Genomic DNA, 19487 nt, shown 5'->3' on the forward strand with positions numbered 1-19487 from the left:
GTTTTTTCGAATGGTTTGGAAAGTAGGACATGAAAAGCAGATTCATCGCGTCACTGCTGCTGGGCACGGCGCTCACCTTCGCGGCCGGCAGCATCGCTTTCGCCGGCGACAAGACGGTCAAGATCGGCGCGCTGTCCGACCAGTCCGGACTCTACGCCGACCTCGGCGGTCCGGGCTCGACGCTCGCGGCGCAGATGGCGATCGAGGATTCCGGCCTCACCGCGAAAGGTTGGAAGATCGACGTGATCTCAGGCGATCACCAGAACAAGCCCGACATCGGCACCTCGATCGCGCGGCAGTGGTTCGACGTCGAGAAGGTCGATGTCATCGTCGACGTGCCGAATTCCGGCGTTGCGCTCGCCGTCAACAACGTCGTCAAGGAGAAGAACGGCGTCTACATCAATTCCGGTGCCGCGACCTCCGACCTCAGCAACGCGCAGTGCTCGCCGAACACGGTGCACTGGACCTACGACACCTACATGCTGGCGCATACCACCGGCCAGGCGCTGGTCAAGGCCGGCGGCTCGACCTGGTTCTTCCTGACGGCCGACTACGCCTTCGGCGCCGCGCTTGAGCGCGACACCACGGCCGTCGTGACCGCCAATGGCGGCAAGGTGATCGGCGGCGTCAAGCATCCGCTCAACACCTCCGACTTCTCCTCCTTCCTGCTGCAGGCGCAGTCGTCCGGCGCCAAGGTCATCGGCCTTGCCAATGCCGGCGGCGACACCACCAACACGATCAAGCAGGCCGCCGAGTTCGGCATCAACAAGGGCGGCCAGAAGCTCGCCGCCCTGTTGCTGTTCCTGACCGACGTCAAGTCGATCGGGCTCGACATCGCGCAAGGCCTCAACTTCACCGAGACCTTCTACTGGGACATGAACGACCAGACCCGCGCCTTCTCCGAGCGCTTCGCCAAACGGATGAAGAACGCCGCGCCGCCGACCATGGTTCAGGCCGGCGTCTATGCGGGCCTGTCGCATTACTTCAAGGCGCTGGACGCGCTCGGCGAGAACCCGCATGACGGCGTCAAGGTCGTCGACAAGATGAAGTCGATCCCGACCGAGGATGCGCTGTTCGGCAAGGGTGAGATCCAGCCCAACGGCCGCACCATCCACACCGCCTATCTGTTCGAGGTCAAGAAGCCCTCGGAGTCCAAGGGACCGTGGGATCTCTACAAGCTGGTCGGCTCGGTGCCGGGCGACCAGGCCTTCACGCCGCTCGACAAGAGCGCGTGCGCCCTGTTGAAGAAGTGAGCCGCTGCGGCTCCGGCGGCTGATGTCGCCGGGGCTGCTGTCTTTCTAGGGAAACGCCGAGAGAAAACAGAACAAGACGATGCAGGCCCTCTACGCACAGCTCCTGGTCGGACTGATCAACGGCTCGTTCTACGCGCTGCTCAGTCTCGGGCTTGCCGTCATCTTCGGCATGCTCAACATCATCAACTTCGCGCATGGCGCGCTCTACATGATGGGCGCGTTTTGCGCCTATTTCCTGCTGAGCATCGGCGGGATCGGCTATTGGTGGGCGCTGCTGCTGGCCCCGATCATCGTCGGCATCTTCGGCATGGTCCTCGAACGTACCATGCTGCAATGGATTGCCGGGCTCGATCATCTCTACGGCCTGCTTCTGACGTTCGGACTGGCGCTGATCATCCAGGGCGTGTTCCAGAACTTCTTCGGCTCGTCCGGCCTGCCTTATGCGATCCCCGATCAGCTCCGCGGCGGCATGAATCTCGGCTTCATGTTTCTGCCCGTCTATCGCGGCTGGGTCGTCATATTCTCCCTGGTCGTCTGCATTGCGACCTGGTTCCTGATCGAGCGGACCCGGCTCGGCGCCTATTTGCGCGCCGCGACTGAAAATCCGACCCTGGTGCGGGCGTTCGGCATCAACGTGCCGCGCATGATCACGCTGACCTACGGTCTCGGCGTCGGGCTCGCCGCGCTTGCGGGCGTGCTGTCTGCGCCGATCAACCAGGTCCGGCCGCTGATGGGCGAGAACATCATCATCGTGGTGTTCGCCGTGGTCGTGATCGGCGGCATGGGGTCCATCATGGGCTCCATCATCACCGGCTTCGCGCTCGGCGTGGTCGAGGGACTGACCAAATATTTCTATCCTGAGGCTTCCAACACCGTGGTCTTCGTTCTGATGGTCCTGGTGCTCCTGGTGAAGCCGACGGGTCTGACCGGACGGGCGGCCTGACATGACATCGATCACCGACGCGACCCTGCCGATCACCCCGCGCGCGATGCGCGACGAGATGATCGTGTTCGTCATCATGGCGGCGCTGCTCGCCATCGTGCCCTGGACCGGGCTCTACCCGTTCTTCGTCATGCAGGCGCTGTGCTTCGCGCTGCTCGCCTGCGCCTTCAACCTGCTGATCGGCTATGGCGGCCTGTTGTCGTTCGGCCATGCGATGTTCCTGGGGACAGCAGGCTACTGCAGCGCGCATGCCCTGAAAGTGTGGGGACTGCCGCCCGAGCTCGGCATCCTCGTCGGCATCGCCGGATCGTTCGTTCTTTCGGTCATCACCGGCTATATCTCGATCCGCCGCCAGGGCATCTATTTCGCGATGATCACCCTGGCGCTGTCGCAGCTTCTGTATTTCATCTACCTGCAGGCGCCGTTCACCCATGGCGAGGACGGCATTCAGGGTATTCCGCAGGGGCGGATGTTCGGCATCCTCGACCTGTCCAAGCCGACCGTGCTCTATTACGTCGTGCTGGTGGGCTTCCTCGCCGGCTTCCTGCTGATCTTCCGCACCATCAACTCGCCGTTCGGAGAGGTGCTGAAATCGATCCGTGAGAACGAGCAGCGCGCGATTTCGCTCGGCTACAAGACCGACCAGTACAAGCTGCTCGCCTTCATCCTGTCGGGGACGCTCGCCGGCTTTGCCGGCGCGTTGAAGGTGTTCGTTGCCCAGAATGCCTCGCTGACCGACGTCGAAGTCCCGATGTCGGGGCTGATCGTGCTGATGACCCTGGTCGGTGGTCTCGGCACGGTGTTCGGACCCGTGGTCGGTGCGTTCGTGATCGTCGGCATGCAGCAATATCTGGCCGGCTTTGGCCAGTGGGTGACGGTGATCCAGGGCACCATTTTCGTCGCCTGCGTGCTGACGTTCCGCCGCGGCGTGGTCGGCGAAATCGCCCATTTCTTCAAGCGCTCCCTGTAAGCTATTGATTTGCAACAGCATCGGCCGGTCCTCAGAAACCGGTGGATGATCCGGCCATCGCTTCTGCCTGGGCCTGATCCGCGATATGACAGTTCTGTGACGGGCCGGCCCTGGCCCGTTTTCGGAATCGATGGACCTCGTCCCATGCTGAACTGGTTTCGCGCCGTCCTCCCGCGGGAGGAGCGGTTTTTTGATTTGTTCGCCCGCCACAACAAGGTGGTGATCGAGGGCGCGCATGCGCTGCAGGACATGCTGCAGGGCGGCGATGACATTCTCCGCCATTGCCAGCGCGTCAACCAGTTCGAGAACGAGGCCGACAACATCACCCGCGAGGTGCTGACCGCCGTCCGCCGCACCTTCATCACGCCGTTCGATCGCGGCGACATCAAGAACCTGATCACCTCGATGGACGACGCCATCGACCAGATGCAGCAGACGTCCAAGGCCGTGGTGCTGTTCGAGGTCAAGGAGTTCGAGCCGACCATGCGCGAGATGGGCACCTTGCTGGTCGAGTGCGCCAACCTGATCGGCAAGGCGCTGCCGCTGCTGCAGGCGATCGGACAGAACGTGCCGATGATCACCGCGATCACCGAGGAGATGACCAAGCTCGAGGGCCGCGTCGACGACCTCCACGACATCGGCCTCAAGGAGCTGTTCCTCAAGCACCGCCACGCCAACACGATGGACTTCATCGTCGGCGCCGAGATCTACGACCATCTGGAGAAGGTCGCCGACCGCTTCGACGACGTCGCCAACGAGATCAATTCGATCATGATCGAACAGGTCTAGGGGCCGCGCCGTGGATGCTCCGCTCGGTCTCCCGATCCTGTTCGGCCTGATCGCCGTCGCGCTCGCTTTCGACTTCCTGAACGGCCTGCACGACGCCGCCAACTCGATCGCGACCATCGTCTCGACCCGGGTGCTGCGGCCGCAATATGCGGTATTCTGGGCCGCCTTCTTCAATTTCGTGGCGTTCACGGTGTTCGGGCTGCACGTCGCCCAGACCATCGGTACCGGCATCATCGATCCCGCCATCGTCGATGCGCAGGTGATCTTCGCCGCGCTGATCGGCGCCATCGTCTGGAACCTGGTGACCTGGGCGGCCGGCATTCCGTCATCGAGCTCGCACGCGCTGATCGGCGGGCTGGTCGGGGCGGGGATCGCCAAGGCCGGCATCTCGGCCGCCGTCTGGAGCGGCCTGTCGAAGACGATCCTGGCCATCGTGCTGTCGCCCTTCGTCGGACTGGTGCTGGCGATGATCCTGGTCGCGATCGTGTCCTGGGCCTCGGTGCGCTCGACGCCGTTCGCGGTCGACCGCGCCTTCCGTATCCTGCAGTTCGCCTCCGCCTCGCTCTATTCGCTCGGCCACGGGGGCAACGACGCGCAGAAGACCATGGGCATCATCGCGGTGCTGCTGTACTCGCAGGGGCACCTCGGCGGCGATTTCACGGTGCCGTTCTGGGTCGTGCTGTCGTGCCAGGCGGCGATGGCGCTGGGCACGCTGATGGGCGGCTGGCGCATCGTGCGGACCATGGGCCTGCGCATCACCAAGCTGACCCCGATGCAGGGCTTCTGCGCCGAGACCGGCGGCGCCATTACCCTGTTCCTGGCGACCTTCCTCGGCGTGCCGGTCTCGACCACCCACACCATCACCGGGGCGATCGTCGGCGTCGGCGCGGCCCGGCGTGCCTCGGCGGTGCGGTGGAACGTGGCCGGATCGATCGTCTATGCCTGGGTCTTCACGATTCCGGCCTCTGCCATCGTCTCGGCGCTGACATTCTGGCTGGTGTCGGTGCTGCGGCACTGATCCGGGTCCCGGCGAAGCTCAACTCGCCGGTTGGAGTTGCGGTGCAAAACGCCTATATGGAGGGCGCGCGACGGCCGTGATCCCGCGCGTTTCCTGTCAAATCCAACGCTCTGGCCCCGAAACGACGCCCGCCGCCTCATGTCCGATTCCGCCGTCACGACCGAACAGCCCGCCCGCACCGCCTTGTCCGACGAGGTGGCGCGTCGGCGCACCTTTGCCATCATCTCGCACCCGGACGCCGGCAAGACCACGCTGACCGAGAAGCTGCTGCTGTTCGGCGGTGCCATCAACCTCGCCGGCCAGGTCAAGGCCAAGGGCGAGCGCCGCAACACCCGCTCCGACTGGATGAAGATCGAGCGCGAGCGCGGCATCTCGGTCGTTACCTCGGTGATGACCTTCGAGTTCGAGGGGCTGGTTTTCAACCTGCTGGACACGCCGGGCCACGAGGACTTCAGCGAGGACACCTACCGCACGCTGACCGCGGTTGACTCCGCCGTGATGGTGATCGACGCCGCCAAGGGCATCGAGGCGCGCACGCGAAAACTGTTCGAGGTCTGCCGCCTGCGCGACATCCCGATCATCACCTTCATCAACAAGATGGACCGCGAGAGCCGCGACACGTTCGATCTCATGGACGAGATCGAGAAGACGCTGGCGCTCGACACCACGCCGATGACCTGGCCTGTGGGCCGCGGCCGCGACTTCGTCGGCACCTATGACATCCGCGACGGCGGCGTGCGCCTGCTCGAAGGCGGCGGAGCCAAGACCGGCGCGGCGCAGCAGATCGAGATCTCGGAGCTCGGCAAGATCAACGCCAATCTCGACATCAGCCAGATCACCGATGAGCTGGAGCTGGTCAAGGAGGCCTGCAAGCCGTTCGACCTGGAGGCGTTCCGCGAAGGACATCTGACGCCGGTCTATTTCGGCAGCGCGCTTCGCAATTTCGGCGTCGGCGATCTCCTGGAGGGCCTTGGTCGCTACGCGCCGTCGCCGCGTGCGCAGGACTCCAACCTGCGCAAGGTCGACGCCGCCGAGCCGCGCATGAGCGCCTTCGTGTTCAAGATCCAGGCGAACATGGATCCCAATCACCGCGACCGCATCGCGTTCGCGCGGCTGTGCTCAGGCAAGCTCAATCGCGGCATGAAGGCGAAGCTGGTGCGCACCGGCAAGACCATGCCGCTGTCGAGCCCGCAATTCTTCTTCGCCCAGGACCGCTCGGTCGCGGACGAGGCGTTTGCCGGCGACGTCGTCGGCATTCCCAACCACGGCTCGCTTCGCATCGGCGACACCCTGACCGAGGGCGAGGACCTCACCTTCGTCGGCGTGCCGAGCTTCGCGCCGGAAATCGTCCGCCGCGTCCGGCTCACCGACGCGATGAAGGCCAAGAAGCTGAAGGAAGCGCTGCAGCAGATGTCGGAGGAGGGCGTCGTGCAGGTGTTCCGGCCGCGCGACGGCGCACCGGCGCTGGTCGGCGTGGTCGGCCCGCTGCAGCTCGACGTGCTCAAGGCGCGGCTCGATGCCGAATATTCGTTGCCTGTCGAGTTCGAGATCTCCGAGTTTTCGCTGGCGCGCTGGATCTCCTGCGACGACAGGAAGAAGCTGGAGGCCTTCATCGCCGCCAACGGCTCCGGCGTCGCCGACGACGTCGATGGCGATCCGGTGTTCCTGGCCAAGAACGAGTTCTATCTCGGCTACACCAAGGAACGCGCGGAAGGCATCGTCTTCTCCAACGTCAAGGACGTGAAGAAGAAAGCGTGAGCTGCAGCTTCCGGTGTGTGGGTGGATCTCTACCGATTTCGTCCGAACACCTCGAGCACCTGTAGCAGCTGCTGGTGTCCTCGAGAGCCGACCTTATCCATCAGCCGCCGCTCGTGCTGCTGGACCAGGCTGTCGGCAAGCGCGAGCAATGCGGTGCCTGCTGCGGTGAGGTGCAGTGCATGAGTACGCCGGTCTGACGTCGGCAGGCGTTCGAGCAGCCCCCGCGACTGAAGCTCGTCGAGCGGTGGAATGATCCCCGAACGGCTGATGCCGAGCACCTCCGAGAGCGCCATTTGCGACAACCCGGGATTATCCCGGACCACAACCAAGATCGAATATTGCGCGGGGCGAATGTCGAGCGGCGCAAGCGTTCCGTTGAAGTCCTCGAACACCCAGAGCTGAGCCTGCCGGATCAGATAGCCGGCAAGGCTCGTCAGCCCATCGAGGCTGATCGGTGGCCGCTGCTCATCGGTCCCCTGCGTGGCAGGTCGTTTCCTCGGTCTGGTGAGCGTCTCGTCGGCTTTGGGGGCGCGTCTCAACGTGCGTCGGGGCTGATGGGCCAAGTGTGTTCTCAATTATGGTGCCTGCAGGCCACACATTGCCCGAGTGCGTGGCCATTTCAAATCCTCATTACGAATTGTTCTTGACCTGAACAAATCAGAAGATGAACATTATCTTCACAAGAGCGACCATATGACGCGCCGCCGTCGGAAGAACCAGGCCCATCGCAATCACGGGCTTCAATTCTCCGCCGTGGCGCCAGCAAACGCGATCAACGCGACGGCGCTCGTGGGGGAGAGACGAATGCTCAATCTGGTGGGACCGGACAGGTCGAAGATTTCCAGCGGCAAAAAGGGCAGTCATCACCGGCCGGCCGGATCGACCGGCAGATCTGCTCGGAGCCGCTGCATGGTCGCTGCGGCCGTCATGACAGCAGCGGTGGTGTGCCACGCGACCGAAGTCTCCGCGCAGACCTACACGCCGACGGCCATCGTTCCGAGCCCGGACGTCTACGCCTACATCCAGCAAAACCCATCCGTTCAGGGGCTGTTCGGTCCCCAAGTGACAGGCCAGTTTACGCGCCTGACGGTGTTCGGCGACAGCTACGCCGATTGGGGAAATGCGCTGCGGGCCGGGTCGCCGGTCCCACCGACCGGCCGCTACAGCGCGGGGCTGTCGATGGCCGACGCTCTGCAATTCCACTATGGTCTTCCCACCGCATCGGTCGCCAACTACGCGACCGGGGGCGCGATGAGTGGCGATACGAATGTCGGAAACCTGCTTGGACCTCCCGTTCCGGTGTTGCCCGGGACTGGCACGGAGATAAGGACGTTCCTCGCGGCGGGAGGCCATTTTGGCCCGCGCGACCTCGTCGACATCACGACCGCAGGCGGCAATGACGGCGTGCCCATCCTGTTCAACCCGGCCATCACGCAAGCCCAGATGAACGCGGCTGCTGCGCAGACCACAGCGAACATCCAGTCCGACGTTCAGCAACTCGTCCAGGCCGGCGCACGCAACCTCGCAATCCTGTCGGTCGGAGACCTTTCCTACCTGCCCATCGCTGCCGGCAACGCGAACATCCACTACTTCCAATCCACCTTGACGCAGATGGAGCAGGCAAGCCTGGCGCCGCTGGCGCGCTCCGGCATCCGCATCTTCTTCTTCGATCTGGCCACCCTGACGCAGAAGGTGGTTGCGAACCCGTCGCTCTACGGATTCACCAATGTCACCGCCGCCTGTACGGCCGTGCCGTCCTGCGTCGGCGGGTCCGTGGCGGCGCAGAACCAATTCCTGTCCTATGACGGCCTGCACTTCACGACCGCCGGTTTTGCGTTGATCGGGCGCTACCAGACCAACCAGATCGACGCGCCCCTGACCGTGGCGCCGCAGGGCGACGTGGCGATGTCGATCGCCACCGGCTTCACCGGCTCGGTGTTCGGCCATATCGACGCCTATCGCAACGTCAATGGGGCGGCCAATGCGATGAACGCGATGGCCGCCGACATGCCGGTCAAGGCGGTCCGTCCGTCCGGGCCGCAAAGTCCCTGGTCCGTCTATGGCGACGTCGCTTATGCGGGAGGCAACCGCGACTCCCAGCAGTTCCTATCCAGCTACAACTACAATTCGGTCGGCGGATGGATCGGGCTCGACTATCGCCTCTCGCCCGAGCTGATGGTCGGCGGGCTGTTCAGCTACGCCCAGCCGAACGTCAATCTCGCCGTGCAGAGCGCGCACGAGAAGATCGACGCCTATCAGATCGGCGGCTATGCCGCCTATAGCCACGCCAACTGGTTTGCGGATGCGCTTCTCGCCTACGGCCGCCAGGCGATCGCCACGGATCGTCAGGGCGTCATCGACACCATCCGCGGTTCGACCCATGCGGACACGTTCACGGTCGCCGCGCGCGGCGGCTATCTCTGGGATCTCGGCGCCTTGCGCGTGGGCCCGATCGCTGGGCTGTCCTATACCAATGCGCAAGTCGCGGGCTACACCGAAACCGGCGACATCCTGCTCACCAACATCGTCAATCGCCAGAGCCTGGAGAGCCTGACCGGAAGCGCCGGCGTGCAGTTTCGTGCGCCATTCGCCATGGCCGGGGCGTTCTACAATCCATACCTGAACTTGACGGTTGAGCACGATTTCCTCGGCTCGGCGCGCACCCTGATCACGACCCAGGTGACGACACCCTTGTTGCCCGTGTTGACGCCGATCGACGGACGTACCGCCACCTACGGAAAAGTCGCAGCCGGTTTCTCCGCGGCAATCACCGACAAGGTCAGTGCCAATCTTGGCGTGGTCAGCACTTTCGCCCGATCCGACCGCAACGACTATGGCGTGAATGGCGGGGTGAAGGTGGCGTTCTGAGACTCTCGCTCTGACGACTGGGACTGGCGTCGACCTTGCACGCTTTGAAAGTCGAGCGCGATGTTCATCGCGCCCGACTTGGGCCTTGCGGTCGCTTGCCAACTCCGTTTCCTCCGTTTTCCAAGCGCGATGAATACGCTAGGCTCGGGGCAAACCAGGGGAGGTCGGCAGTGGTGGGCAGACTGGTTGGCCCGTTGGCGAGCATGCTCGTGATCTGGTCGGTTTTGACGACGGCGGGAGCGGCCGGGGCCGCCGAGGTGGTGGCGCTGGGCGCCAGCAACACCTATGGCAAGGGCGTCAATCGCGGTGAGGACTTTCCGGCGCAGCTCGAGGCGATGCTGCACGGCAAAGGTGTTCGTGTCAGCGTCGCCAATGCCGGCGTCAACGGCGATACCACGGCTGGCATGTTGTCCCGCTTCGACGGCGCCGTCGATGGATCGACCCGCGTCCTGCTGCTGCAGCCCGGCGGCAATGATTTCCGCAAAGGGGTCGGCGACCAGCGCGGCAGCAACATCAGCGCCATCACGGCCAAGGCCGCGCAGCACCACATCAGGGTCGTCATGGTCGAGAACGGCATGCTCCGCGGCCTGCCGCATCAGGTCGACGGCCAGCACCTCACGCCGGACGGCTACCGGATGCTGGCGGCGGCGCTGTTGCCCAGGGTGATGAGCGGTCTGCGCAAGTAGTCGCGCAGACGGAGCGTAGCCCGCATGAGCGTCAGCCGAAGGGCGCAGGCGATAGCGATATGCGGGGATGGTCTGTCCCCGGATATCGCCGGCGCTCATGCGGGCTACGCGTTGCAATGGGCTTTTCGCTCTACAGCTCGATGATCCCGCGCCGTGCGGCGTGGGCGACCGCGTCGAGGCGGCCGGTGGCGTCGAGCTTGTCGAGCAACGAGCCGACGTGGAATTTTGCCGTGTGCACGGAAATGCCGAGTGCGCGGGCGATCTCCTTGTTGGAGCAGCCTTCGGCCATCAGCGCCAGCACGTCGCGCTCGCGCGCGGTGAGCTGAAACGTGTCGATCGCGTTGCCGTCGCCATTGCCGTTGTCGATGCGCGCCTCGTCGTCGCTGCGCGGCGTGACGACCGCGACGTCGGCGCTCTCGCCTGGCGCGACGAGCCGAAGGCCGGCGATGCCGCCGAGCAGCGCCGCCAGCCGGTCGGTTAGCTCGGCGTCGCCGACCGCGATGGCAATCGTGATCGGCGAGCTCTCGCCGTCGCTCACGCCGGCCTCTCGCCGATGGTCAGGGTCAACTTCATCGGTTCGCCGCCGCGCAAGGCGGCGACATCGACCGCCGCGCCGACGCTGCCGGGGCCGAGCTCGCGCATCAGCGCGCGCATGCCTCTGAACGGTTCGCCGTTGAGCGACGTGATCACGTCGCCCTGGCGCAGGCCGGCCGCCGCGGCCGGACCGTTCTTGTCGATGCTCATGACCATCGCGCCGAGGCCATCGTCGAGCCTCACCGGCTGCAGTCCGGCGCCGAGATAGCCGCGCGCGATCCGGCCGTGGGTCTCGAGCCTGGCGGCGACGCGTTCGATGGTGGCCGCGGGAATGACGAGCGTGCGGCGGGGGCCGCGCACGGCCATGCCGATCGCTCGGCCTTCTGCGTCGAGCACGAGGCCGCCTTCGGAACTGTGCCGGAGCCGGGTGTCGAGCTCGATCCGCGCATCGATGTCGCCGCCGCGCAGGCTGCGCCAGCTCCCTGCCGATTTGGCGACCATTGCCAGCGCCGCGACCGGCGTGCCCTGGTCCGCCGCGACGAGGACGGCCAGCGCGCCCAGCGGAGGCGCGTTCCCGACGAGCGGTGCGGCCGGCACCTCCTTGCCGTCGTAGCGCAGCAGGGCGACATCGGTGGTGTGATCGCGCCCGACGATCACGGCGGGACGCGTTGCGCCGTCGGCAAAGGCGAGCATGACCTCGCCTTCATCGGCGAGCGCCTCATCGGCGGTGACGACGAGGCCCGGTTTCCAGACGAAGCCGGAGGCGCGCGAGCGGTGCGAGTGGACTGAGACCACCGAAGGCGCGGCGGCGGCAACGGTCGCGGCCAGCGCCGATGACAACGAGGTGAGGGCGGACGGATCGGACATGGACGGCTCCCTTGGTTGACCCCAATGTGGAGCGTCGGTCGGCGTTTCGGAACTCCCCGGATGGGCAGGCAGCTCCGTCACGTCTCAGAGCGTCGTCCGCGCCTTCGGCAGCGGGAAGGCGAGGTCGCCATGCTTGGACGTCTTCAGCCCCAACCCAACCAGCGCTTCGGCGAAGCGCACGGCGGCGGCGACGCCGTCGATCACGGGGATACCCAATTCGGTCGAGAGGTCGTGCGCGAGATCGGCCATGCCGGCGCAGCCGAGCACGATCGCGCCGATGCCGTCCTGATCGCGCGCGGCGCGGCATTCGCCGAGCAGCGTGCCGCGCACATTGGCCTCGGGCTTGTCGAGATCGAGCACGGCGACGTCGACCGCACGTACCTTCCGGCAATGCTGCTCCATGCCGTAATTGCGTACGAGGTGCTCGGCGATCACCTTGGTACGCGACAGCGTCGTGACGATGCTGAAATGCGTGGCGACGAAGCTCGCGGCATGCATGGCCGCTTCCGCGATGCCGAGCACCGGCACAGGCGACAACTCGCGCGCGGCCAGCAGGCCGGGGTCGCCGAAGCAGGCGATCACATGGGCGTGACACCCCTGGGCATCGCCCGTCTCGACCTCCTTCAGCATGCCGATCGTGGCAATCGCCTCGTCGTAATGACCCTCGATCGAGGCGGCGCCGAAGCGGGCGGTGCGGCCGATGATCCGCGTTGTCGGACTGGCGCTGGCCTGGGCCGCTCGAGCGATCAGCTCGGTCATCGATTCCGTCATGTTCGGGTTGATGACGTTGATCACGATCTCGCTGCTGCGGCTCATCATGGCGTCCGTTCGCGGTGGTTCGCCGTGTTCTAGCCGAGTTCCCCGGGCAGGGTCGAGAGGCGTTGGCGACGCGGGAACGCGCAGACGTGAACGGGATTGGGCTTGCGCCCGGATCCCGCGCAACCAGCTCAAGCCGGGTCGAACCTCGAAGTATCGTGCATGCTCCGTGTCCTCATGATCCTCGTGCTGATGATCGCCGCGCCGGCCGCGACCGAGGCGCGTGATCGGGTCAATCCGGTGCCGTTCGCGCACACGCCGTGCAGCGTGCTCGACAACCAGCCCTGCACGCCGTCGTTCTGCAGCATCTACGGGCCCTGGCCGTGCATTCCGGAGATGGACTATCCCTATGGCCAGAACCTGCAGCTGACGATCGAGAGCAGGCCGCCCAAGGACCAGGAGTCCAAGTATCAGAGGCCGGATCATGATCTCGACACGATCGGCGACCTGTTCGCCGAATTGCGCTCATGCTGGACGCCACCACCGCAGGACGCTGCCCGTGCGGGCATGCAGCTGACGGTGCGCTTCAGTTTCAAGCGGACTGGCGAGATTGTGGCGCCGCCACGCCTGACCTTCGCCACCTCCGGCGCGTCGGCCGACAACCGCGCGACCTATCTGAAGGCCATCAATGCCTCGCTCGATACCTGCCTGCCGCTGAAGTTCACCTCAGGGCTCGGCGGTGCGCTGGCAGGGCGGCCGATCGCGATCCGCTATGTCGACAACCGGGATTTGAAGAACACGTCGTCGGACCAGCAGTAATCCGACGTTGCCTTGCGCTGTTTGCCGCGTGCTCCAGCCAAGCGCACCGCGTGTACGTTGCGAGGCCGCCCCCGGAAATGATACCGATGCCCACGCACAGGTCGTGTGCATGCGAAGGGGGACGCCGTGGGACTTCTGGTGATGGTGGTGGGGCTGGTGCTGTTTCTCGGCGCCCATGTGTTCACGACCCGGCGCGCGGCGCGTGCGCAGGTCATCGCGCGGCTGGGCGAGGGCACGTATAAGCTCGCCTACACGGTCGTGGCTCTCGCCGGCCTCGCCCTGATCGTCTGGGGCTTTGCCGAGTACCGCCATGGCGGCGGTTGGATCCAGGTGTGGACGCCGCCGAAGGCGCTCAAGCACATCAATCTCGCCTTGATGCTGCCTGCCGTGATCATGGTGGTCGCCGCCTACATCCGCGGCCGCATCTATACGGCGCTGAAGCACCCGATGCTGGCCGGCGTGAAGCTATGGGCGTTCGGGCATCTGCTCAGCAATGGCGATCTCGGCGGCATCATCCTGTTCGGCTCGATCCTGGCCTGGGCCGTGTTCGACCGCATCTCGCTGAAGCGGCGCACTGATGCCGGCGGCCCGCCGATCCCGGTCGGCGGCGTCGGCAACGACGTCATCGCGGTGGTGGTCGGCATCGTCGTCTATGTCGCGCTGGCCTTCGCGTTCCATCCCGTTGTGCTCGGCATTCCCGTCATCGGGAGTTAGCGATGTCGGTGCAGTCGACCATCCGGCGCAAGACGGCGCCCGAGATCCGCGCCCGCAAGGGCGGCGAGCCGATCGTGATGCTGACGTCCTACCACGCCCATACCGCGGCCCTGGTGGACCGCCATTGCGATGTGATCCTGGTGGGCGACTCCCTTGGGAACGTGATGCACGGCTTCGAGACCACCGTGCCGGTGACCCTGGAGATGATGATCCTGCAGGGCTGCGCCGTCATGCGCGGCTCGCGCCAGGCGCTGGTCGTGGTCGACATGCCGTTCGGCTCCTACGAGGCCACGAAGGAGCAGGCGTTTCATGCGGCGGTGCGGATCCTGAAGGAGACGCAATGCGGCGCGGTCAAGCTCGAGGGCGGCGCGCGGATGGCCGAGACGGTGGCCTTCCTCAGCGAGCGCGGCATTCCGGTGATGGGCCATATCGGCCTGACGCCGCAATCGATCAACACGCTCGGCTCGTTCCGTGCGCAGGGCCGCGACGAGGCGGATTGGGCCGCGATCGAGAACGATGCTGCGGCGATCGCACAGGCCGGCGCGTTCTCGGTGGTGATCGAAGCCGTGGCCGAGCCGTTGGCGCGCAAGATCACGCAGCAGATCGCGATCCCCACCATCGGCATCGGCGCCAGCGCCGCCTGCGATGGCCAGGTACTGGTGCTGGAGGACATGCTCGGCCTGTCGCCGCGCGCGCCGAAATTCGTACGCCGTTACGGCAATCTCGGTCCGGCGATCGACGAGGCGGTCGAACGTTACGCGGCCGACGTGCGCGCCCGCGCCTTTCCGGCGGCGGAACATGTGTACGGCATGAAGTCCAAGACCTGACCGGTCTCTCGCTTGGTCGCCGCTTTGGGCGGTGGTGCGGCGCGGCGGCATGGGACCGATCTCCGGCGCTGCCGGAGATAGCCAAGCGCGTCGTCCGATGGTTATGCTTGGGCTGGTCCGCATCGCGGCGAACAACGACAAGAAGCCAAGCTCGAGGAAACGCCATGGATTGGTCGACCTATGTCACGCCGCCGCTGCGGCGTGAGGCCCGTTTCGGCGACCGCGTGGTTCCGCTGTTCACGGAGCGGTCGGCGAGCATCTGGGCCATGGTCGAAGAGGCCGCCGCGCGCAACGGCGATGGCGAGGCGCTGGTCTGCGGGGCCGTGCGGCTGTCATGGCGCGAGGTCGCCGAAACCGCGGCGCGGATCGCCGGCGGCCTGCAGGCGCGAGGCCTGCGCCCGGGCGATCGGCTGGCGCTGCTGTTCGGCAACCGCATCGAATTCGTCCTCACGCTGTTTGCCGCAGCGAAGCTCGGGCTGATCACGGTGCTGTTGTCGACGCGGCAGCAGACGCCGGAGATCGCCTATGTGCTGAACGACTGCGGCGCCCGGCTGCTGCTGCACGAGGCCACATTGGCGGACCGGCTGCCGGCTGCCGCGGAGACGCCGCAGCTCGCCGCGCGCATCGCCGTCGACGATCATCCGCAGCGCTCCGGCTTCGCAGCGCTGGCCGATCATGCCGCGCATGAGGCTCGGGTCGAAGTGGCCGAAGAGGACACTGCGATGATCCTCTATACGTCCGGCACCACCGGCCGGCCCAAGGGCGCGATGCTCGCCCATTGCAACATCGTCCACTCCTCGATGATCTACGAGGCCTGCCTCGGGCTGACACACGCCGACCGCTCGATCGCAGCCGTGCCACTCGGCCATGTCACCGGCGTGGTCGCCAACATCACCAGCATGGCGCGCTGCGCCGGCACCTTGATCATCATGCCGGAGTTCAAGGCGGGCGAGTATCTGAAGCTCGCGGCGCGGGAGCGCGTGACCTACACCGTGATGGTGCCGGCCATGTACAATCTGTGCCTGCTGCAGCGCGACTTCGACAGCCATGATCTCTCGAGCTGGCGCATCGGCGGCTTCGGCGGCGCCCCGATGCCGGTCGCGACCATCGAGCGGCTGGCCGCCAAGATCCCGGGCCTCCGGCTGGTCAACGCCTATGGCTCGACCGAGACCACCTCGCCGGCGACGCTGATGCCGTCGGCGCTGACCGCCCGCCACATCGACAGCGTCGGGCTGCCCTGTCCGGGCGTGCGCATCCTGGTGATGGACGGGGACGGGCGGGAGCTGCCACGCGGCGAGATCGGCGAGATCTGGATCGGCGGCGGCCAGGTCATCAAGGGCTACTGGAACAATCCGAAGGCCACTGCTGAAAGCTTCACCGCCGGCTATTGGCACTCCGGCGATCTCGGCTCGATTGATGCCGACAATTTCGTCCGGGTGTTCGACCGCCAGAAGGACATGATCAACCGCGGCGGCCTCAAGATCTACTCGGCCGAGGTCGAATCGGTGCTGGCGAGTCACCCGGCGGTGGTCGAGAGCGCGATCGTCGCCCGGCCGTGCCCGGTGCTCGGCGAGCGGGTGCACGCGGTGGTCGTGACCCGCGAGCCGATGAGCGCCGAGGCCTTGCGCAGCTGGTGCGCCGAGCGGGTCTCGGACTATAAGGTGCCGGAAACCTTGACGGTGACCTCGGACCCTTTGCCGCGCAATGCCAACGGCAAGGTGATGAAACGGCAGTTGCGCGAAGGCTTGACGGCGTGATAGCCGGCTTTCGACACGGTGGCAGAAGCTGGGAGTAACGCCTTGATTCGGCTGGACTCGCCTTGTCACCGCCATAACGCCGCGGTATCCGCGCCCGCATGCGGGCGGAGCCTGCTCGCGCGGCACTTCAATACCATCCGTCCTGCGGTTTGCAGCGGATCTCACGGGATGTCCTCAAGTGTCTGAATTTATTGATGAAGTAGACGAGGAGGTTCGCCGGGAACAGCTCAAGAAGCTGTGGGACCGCTACTCGCTCTACATCATTGCGATCGCGGTGCTGATCATCGCCGGCGTGGGCGGTTGGCGCGGCTACGAATATCTCGAGGCCAAGAAGGCGTCCGAGGCGGGCGTCGCCTTCAATAAGGCGCTCGAGCTGTCCGAGCAGAACAAGCGCGCGGAAGCGGAAAAAGCCTTTGCCGAGGTCGCGGCGACGGCGCCGTTCGGCTACCGCATGTTGGCCCGGTTCCACCAGGCGGCCGAGGCGGCGGTGCGTGACAAGGCTGCGGCCGTCAAACTTTACGACGAGCTCGCGGCCGACCGCAGCATCGGCGCGGAGCAGCAGTCGATGGCGCGGTTGCGCGCGGCCGGGCTCCTGGTCGACACGGCGCCCTATGCTGACATCAAGCCGCGGCTCGAGAGCGAAACGGCGCCCGGCGCGCCGTTCCGTCACGCCGCCCGCGAATTGCTGGCGCTGTCGGCCTGGCGGGGCAATGACGCCGCCGCAGCCCGTCAATGGCTCGACATGATTGCGCTGGATGGTGAGACCCCGCCGGGCCTGCGCTCGCGCGCCGAGGCGCTGCAGGCGCTGCTGCCTGCCGCGGCCAAAAGCTGACCGCGAACGACCTGACGGCGAAACTGACCCTGATCGGAACGACGACCATGCGCCGCCCCCAACGTTTCATCGCCCTGACCATCCTCGTCGCGCTGTCCGGCGCGCTCGGCGGCTGCGCCGGTGGCGGTTTCGACCCGTCGGACCTGCTCGATTTCCTCGACACCAAGAAGAAGCTGCCGGGGGATCGCAAGCCGGTGTTCCCGCAAGGCGTGCCCGGTCTGGAGCAGGGCGTGCCGAAGGACATGTATAAGGGCGCGCAGCAGCAGAACCTCGATCCCGGAGCGCAGGCCGCCGTACCGCCGCCGGCACCTCCGATGGAGGAGCCCAAGGGCAAGAAGGGCGCCAAGGGCCGGCAGCAGGCCGCGGCGCCAAGCGCCGCCCCCGCCGATCCGCAGGACGGCGAAGCCGCTGCGGTCGAGGAGGGCGCTGGAGCCGTTCCGCCGGCGCCGAAGCCCAAGAAGATCGTGCGCCGCCGCACCACCGCCCCGCCGGCGGATGATACCGCTCCCGCCGACCAGCCTGTCCGGCAATCCGGCGGCCAGTTCCAAGCCCCGGTTCCGAGCGGTTCGTTCAACCGTTAATCTCAAGCTGCGGATCAGCCGCGCGGCGTTTCGGTTTTGCGGCCGGATGCGTTAAAGCTGCGCGCTCACGCGCACGCGGATCATCATGTCCTTCACCATCGCCATCATCGGCCGGCCCAATGTCGGCAAATCGACCCTGTTCAACCGTCTGGTTGGGCAGAAGCTGGCGCTCGTCGACGACATGCCAGGCGTCACCCGCGACCGCCGCGAGGGCGAGGCCAAGCTCGCCGATCTGAACTTCACGGTGATCGACACCGCGGGCCTCGACGAGGGCCCGAAGGGCTCGCTCACCGCACGCATGCAGGAGCAGACGGAGACCGCGATCGCGCTCGCCGACGCGCTGTTCTTCGTGATCGATGCCCGCGTCGGCCTGACGCCGGCCGATCGCGACTTTGCGGATTTCGCCCGCCGCGCCAACAAGCCGGTGCTGCTGCTCGCCAACAAGAGCGAGGGCAAGCATGGCGAGCTCGGCGCGATGGAATCCTACGCACTCGGGCTCGGCGACCCCATCCAGATCTCGGCCGAGCACGGCGAGGGCATGGGCGAGCTCTACGACGCCGTCAGCGTGCTGGTGCCGCCCTCCGAGGATGAGGACGACGAGCACGAGGAGACCGACGAGGAGCGCGCCGCACGCCCGATCCGCGTCGCCATCGTCGGCCGTCCCAATGCCGGCAAGTCGACCCTGATCAATCATCTCCTCGGCGAGGAGCGTCTCCTGACCAGCCCGGAGGCCGGCACGACGCGCGACGCGATCGCGGTCGAAATCGAATGGAAGGGCCGCGGCTTCCGCGTCTTCGACACCGCCGGCCTGCGCCGGCGCTCGCGTATCGAGGAGAAGCTGGAAAAGCTGTCGGTTGCGGATGCCTTGCGCGCGGTGCGGTTCGCCGAGGTGGTCGTGCTGATGATGGACGCGCAGAACCGCTTCGAGGAGCAGGATCTGCGCATCGCCGACCTGATCGAGCGCGAGGGGCGGGCGCTGGTCATCGCGGTCAACAAATGGGACCTGATGGAGGCCCAGCCCGGCCAGATCTCGCTGCTGCGCCGGGACGCCGACCATTGGCTGCCGCAGATCGCGGGCGCGCCGATCGTGGCGGTGTCCGGCCTGATGGGCGAGGGCATCGACCGGCTGATGCAGGCCATCGTCGACTCCTATGCGGTCTGGAACAAGCGCGTGTCGACCGCCGCGCTGAACCGCTGGTTCGAGGAGGCCATCGCCAACAACCCGCCGCCCGCGGTGTCTGGCCGCCGCCTCAAGCTGAACTACATCACCCAGACCAAGGCGCGGCCGCCGAGCTTTGTGCTGTTCTGCTCGCGTGCCGATGCGATCCCGCAATCGTACTTGCGCTATCTGACCAACTCGATGCGCGAAGCCTTCGAGCTGCCGGGCACGCCGGTGCGTATTACTTTGCGCGAGAAGGCCAATCCGTTCGCGCACAAGCGCAAGCGGCCGAACTAGACCGGCTCGTTTCCCCGCTCCCAGGTCTGTTTCCCGGCCGTCTGCGCATCACCGCGTGA

The 19487-nt window shown here is 66.0% G+C and carries 19 protein-coding genes; 15 read left to right on the forward strand and 4 right to left on the reverse strand.

Features of this window, described 5'->3' with window-relative positions:
• Positions 1–29: 29 nt before the first annotated feature.
• The 6 genes from LQG66_RS02495 (at position 30) to LQG66_RS02520 (ending at position 6731) form a co-directional block, all read left to right on the forward strand.
• Positions 30–1253: an ABC transporter substrate-binding protein gene (locus LQG66_RS02495; RefSeq protein ID WP_231323061.1), complete on the forward strand. Its 1224-nt coding sequence runs from the start codon at positions 30–32 to the stop codon at positions 1251–1253.
• A 79-nt stretch (positions 1254–1332) separates the two neighbouring features.
• Entirely contained in the window at positions 1333–2196 is an 864-nt protein-coding gene (locus LQG66_RS02500; RefSeq protein ID WP_231323063.1) for a branched-chain amino acid ABC transporter permease, read from the forward strand.
• Between the two features lies 1 nt (position 2197).
• Entirely contained in the window at positions 2198–3166 is a 969-nt protein-coding gene (locus LQG66_RS02505) for a branched-chain amino acid ABC transporter permease (RefSeq protein WP_231323065.1), read from the forward strand.
• 144 nt (positions 3167–3310) lie between these two features.
• Entirely contained in the window at positions 3311–3955 is a 645-nt protein-coding gene (locus LQG66_RS02510) for a DUF47 domain-containing protein (protein ID WP_231323067.1), read from the forward strand.
• A gap of 10 nt (positions 3956–3965) precedes the next feature.
• Complete coding sequence (locus LQG66_RS02515) at positions 3966–4973, forward strand: inorganic phosphate transporter (protein ID WP_231323069.1); 1008 nt, start codon at positions 3966–3968, stop codon at positions 4971–4973.
• Positions 4974–5111: 138 nt separating this feature from the next.
• Positions 5112–6731 carry a peptide chain release factor 3 gene (locus LQG66_RS02520; RefSeq protein WP_231323071.1) on the forward strand — a complete coding sequence of 540 codons (1620 nt, stop codon included), beginning with the start codon at positions 5112–5114 and terminating at the stop codon, positions 6729–6731.
• Between the two features lie 29 nt (positions 6732–6760).
• Here LQG66_RS02520 and LQG66_RS02525 read toward each other — a convergent pair whose 3' ends face one another.
• Positions 6761–7294 carry a MarR family winged helix-turn-helix transcriptional regulator gene (locus LQG66_RS02525; protein WP_231323073.1) on the reverse strand — a complete coding sequence of 178 codons (534 nt, stop codon included), beginning with the start codon at positions 7292–7294 and terminating at the stop codon, positions 6761–6763.
• A gap of 346 nt (positions 7295–7640) precedes the next feature.
• Between LQG66_RS02525 and LQG66_RS02530 the strand changes: the two genes are divergently transcribed.
• Both LQG66_RS02530 and LQG66_RS02535 read left to right on the forward strand, forming a co-directional pair.
• Positions 7641–9599: an autotransporter domain-containing protein gene (locus tag LQG66_RS02530; protein ID WP_231323075.1), complete on the forward strand. Its 1959-nt coding sequence runs from the start codon at positions 7641–7643 to the stop codon at positions 9597–9599.
• Between the two features lie 173 nt (positions 9600–9772).
• A complete protein-coding gene (locus LQG66_RS02535) occupies positions 9773–10285 on the forward strand; it encodes a GDSL-type esterase/lipase family protein (RefSeq protein ID WP_231323077.1) in 513 nt (170 codons plus the stop codon).
• 130 nt (positions 10286–10415) lie between these two features.
• On the opposite strand, the gene LQG66_RS02540 is transcribed toward LQG66_RS02535, so the two are convergent.
• From LQG66_RS02540 to LQG66_RS02550, 3 genes are all read right to left on the reverse strand, one after another.
• The gene (locus LQG66_RS02540; RefSeq protein ID WP_231323079.1) at positions 10416–10823 is read right to left on the reverse strand and encodes a response regulator transcription factor; all 408 of its coding nucleotides are present in this window, start codon (positions 10821–10823) and stop codon (positions 10416–10418) included.
• Positions 10820–11686 carry a S1C family serine protease gene (locus LQG66_RS02545; RefSeq protein WP_231323081.1) on the reverse strand — a complete coding sequence of 289 codons (867 nt, stop codon included), beginning with the start codon at positions 11684–11686 and terminating at the stop codon, positions 10820–10822. Before LQG66_RS02545 ends, LQG66_RS02540 begins: the two co-directional genes overlap by 4 nt.
• Before the next feature lie 84 nt (positions 11687–11770).
• A complete protein-coding gene (locus LQG66_RS02550) occupies positions 11771–12502 on the reverse strand; it encodes an aspartate/glutamate racemase family protein (RefSeq protein ID WP_231323083.1) in 732 nt (243 codons plus the stop codon).
• 162 nt (positions 12503–12664) lie between these two features.
• Between LQG66_RS02550 and LQG66_RS02555 the strand changes: the two genes are divergently transcribed.
• The 7 genes from LQG66_RS02555 (at position 12665) to der (ending at position 19428) form a co-directional block, all read left to right on the forward strand.
• Positions 12665–13261: a hypothetical protein gene (locus tag LQG66_RS02555; RefSeq protein WP_231323085.1), complete on the forward strand. Its 597-nt coding sequence runs from the start codon at positions 12665–12667 to the stop codon at positions 13259–13261.
• A gap of 126 nt (positions 13262–13387) precedes the next feature.
• Positions 13388–13975 carry an NnrU family protein gene (locus LQG66_RS02560; RefSeq protein WP_231323087.1) on the forward strand — a complete coding sequence of 196 codons (588 nt, stop codon included), beginning with the start codon at positions 13388–13390 and terminating at the stop codon, positions 13973–13975.
• Positions 13976–13977: 2 nt separating this feature from the next.
• A complete protein-coding gene (panB, locus tag LQG66_RS02565; protein ID WP_231323089.1) occupies positions 13978–14802 on the forward strand; it encodes a 3-methyl-2-oxobutanoate hydroxymethyltransferase in 825 nt (274 codons plus the stop codon).
• Positions 14803–14966: 164 nt separating this feature from the next.
• Positions 14967–16559: a class I adenylate-forming enzyme family protein gene (locus LQG66_RS02570; RefSeq protein ID WP_231323091.1), complete on the forward strand. Its 1593-nt coding sequence runs from the start codon at positions 14967–14969 to the stop codon at positions 16557–16559.
• A gap of 178 nt (positions 16560–16737) precedes the next feature.
• Positions 16738–17391 carry a tetratricopeptide repeat protein gene (locus tag LQG66_RS02575; RefSeq protein WP_231323093.1) on the forward strand — a complete coding sequence of 218 codons (654 nt, stop codon included), beginning with the start codon at positions 16738–16740 and terminating at the stop codon, positions 17389–17391.
• 47 nt (positions 17392–17438) lie between these two features.
• Positions 17439–17972 carry a hypothetical protein gene (locus tag LQG66_RS02580; protein ID WP_231323095.1) on the forward strand — a complete coding sequence of 178 codons (534 nt, stop codon included), beginning with the start codon at positions 17439–17441 and terminating at the stop codon, positions 17970–17972.
• 85 nt (positions 17973–18057) lie between these two features.
• Complete coding sequence (der, locus tag LQG66_RS02585; RefSeq protein ID WP_231323097.1) at positions 18058–19428, forward strand: ribosome biogenesis GTPase Der; 1371 nt, start codon at positions 18058–18060, stop codon at positions 19426–19428.
• Positions 19429–19487: the final 59 nt, after the last annotated feature.

Origin of the sequence: Bradyrhizobium ontarionense, from assembly GCF_021088345.1 — a bacterium.
GTDB lineage: Bacteria > Pseudomonadota > Alphaproteobacteria > Rhizobiales > Xanthobacteraceae > Bradyrhizobium > Bradyrhizobium ontarionense.

What these genes read in the sequence shown, in the direction of transcription:
- LQG66_RS02495 (WP_231323061.1), top strand. Translation starts at nt 30, where the DNA reads ATGAAAAGCAGATTCATCGCGTCACTGCTGCTGGGCACGGCGCTCACC.
- LQG66_RS02500 (WP_231323063.1), top strand. Translation starts at nt 1,333, where the DNA reads ATGCAGGCCCTCTACGCACAGCTCCTGGTCGGACTGATCAACGGCTCG.
- LQG66_RS02505 (WP_231323065.1), top strand. Translation starts at nt 2,198, where the DNA reads ATGACATCGATCACCGACGCGACCCTGCCGATCACCCCGCGCGCGATG.
- LQG66_RS02510 (WP_231323067.1), top strand. Translation starts at nt 3,311, where the DNA reads ATGCTGAACTGGTTTCGCGCCGTCCTCCCGCGGGAGGAGCGGTTTTTT.
- LQG66_RS02520 (WP_231323071.1), top strand. Translation starts at nt 5,112, where the DNA reads ATGTCCGATTCCGCCGTCACGACCGAACAGCCCGCCCGCACCGCCTTG.
- LQG66_RS02530 (WP_231323075.1), top strand. Translation starts at nt 7,641, where the DNA reads ATGGTCGCTGCGGCCGTCATGACAGCAGCGGTGGTGTGCCACGCGACC.
- LQG66_RS02545 (WP_231323081.1), bottom strand. Translation starts at nt 11,686, where the DNA reads ATGTCCGATCCGTCCGCCCTCACCTCGTTGTCATCGGCGCTGGCCGCG.
- LQG66_RS02550 (WP_231323083.1), bottom strand. Translation starts at nt 12,502, where the DNA reads ATGAGCCGCAGCAGCGAGATCGTGATCAACGTCATCAACCCGAACATG.
- LQG66_RS02555 (WP_231323085.1), top strand. Translation starts at nt 12,665, where the DNA reads ATGCTCCGTGTCCTCATGATCCTCGTGCTGATGATCGCCGCGCCGGCC.
- panB (WP_231323089.1), top strand. Translation starts at nt 13,978, where the DNA reads ATGTCGGTGCAGTCGACCATCCGGCGCAAGACGGCGCCCGAGATCCGC.
- LQG66_RS02570 (WP_231323091.1), top strand. Translation starts at nt 14,967, where the DNA reads ATGGATTGGTCGACCTATGTCACGCCGCCGCTGCGGCGTGAGGCCCGT.
- LQG66_RS02580 (WP_231323095.1), top strand. Translation starts at nt 17,439, where the DNA reads ATGCGCCGCCCCCAACGTTTCATCGCCCTGACCATCCTCGTCGCGCTG.
- der (WP_231323097.1), top strand. Translation starts at nt 18,058, where the DNA reads ATGTCCTTCACCATCGCCATCATCGGCCGGCCCAATGTCGGCAAATCG.